The sequence below is a fragment of the Priestia sp. P5_B4 genome, from assembly GCF_056400385.1.
Genome location: NZ_JBFULJ010001129.1, coordinates 1 through 1,030, shown reverse-complemented (window position 1 = coordinate 1,030; position 1,030 = coordinate 1). Strand labels below are relative to the sequence as shown.

2 protein-coding genes are annotated in these 1,030 nt (G+C 35.2%); one reads left to right on the top strand and one right to left on the bottom strand.

All coding sequences use genetic code 11. The features are described from left to right. On the bottom strand, positions 1-228 hold a 228-nt coding region (locus AC1DRF_RS29365), incomplete at its 3' end, for a YgjP-like metallopeptidase domain-containing protein (RefSeq protein WP_477742492.1). A gap of 261 nt (positions 229-489) precedes the next feature. On the opposite strand from AC1DRF_RS29365, the gene AC1DRF_RS29360 reads away from it, so the two are divergent. Then, positions 490-1,030: HAMP domain-containing protein (locus AC1DRF_RS29360; protein WP_477742491.1), on the top strand; the 541-nt coding region annotated here is incomplete at its 3' end.

Genomic DNA, 1,030 nt, shown 5'->3' with positions numbered 1-1,030 from the left:
CTTTGGAGCAGCTGGCTTTTCCTCAGCTGGCTGTGAACCGTTTAGTTGTTTTAAAATCCATGTTGCTTTGCGTGCGATGATTGAACGCACATTGTTTTCATTAAGACCTCTTGGGATAATAACTTTTACCCCTTCTTTGTCACAAATTTGCACCGTGATATCGGTTCTATTTGGAACGACTTCAATTTTGTAGTCAATTGTTTGATTGCCTGTTTGATACGTATACATAAAATTTTTCGTACTCCTTTCTACAAATCTTCATTTTATAAGCAAAGGTAGAGTTTGGTCAAATGAAAGAATAATCAGACRGTTATCAACTGCTGTTGCAGCGCCTTGCAGAATGAAATGTATTCCAATATTTAGTGGAAAAGCGCCAATAATAATTGTTTCAATTCTTCTTTAGTTTTTACAAAAAAATATAAAAATATGCCGATACTACTAATATAGATTAGACATTCTATGTCTTTAGATTGTATAGGGGATGAAAAAATGAAAAAAGCTTTTCAAAGTTTACGCATGAAAATGCTATGTATGATTGCAGCCATGATGGCCATAACATCTACTGTAATTGAAGTAACAAATTATTATCTTATTGTGAAACAAGAGCAAGCAGCTTCGATTACGCTAGTGATTACATTTCTGTTTGTTTCTTTTACAACTACCGTGTTCTATTTTATCATACGTCGCTACATAATTGCGGTTGAAAATTTGTCAAAAACAATGAAAGGGATTTCAAACGGTGATTTATCTGTAGATCTTGCTCCTTTGAAAGGGAAAAATGAGATTAGTACACTCATATCTTCATTTAATGAAATGATGATTCACATGAGAATGCTGCGTCAGAAAATAAGTAAAACAAAGAGCACAGTCAGTCATTCCTCAGAGCAACTGTTTGCAAGCATGGAGGAAACAAAAAAAGCTGTGACAGAAGTTACGATGTCGATTCAAGAAATTGCTGCGGGTTCTGATAAGCAGTTGCTAAATGTGGTTGAAACCGAGCAAGCTATGGTGGATATGGCCAAGCTCCTTC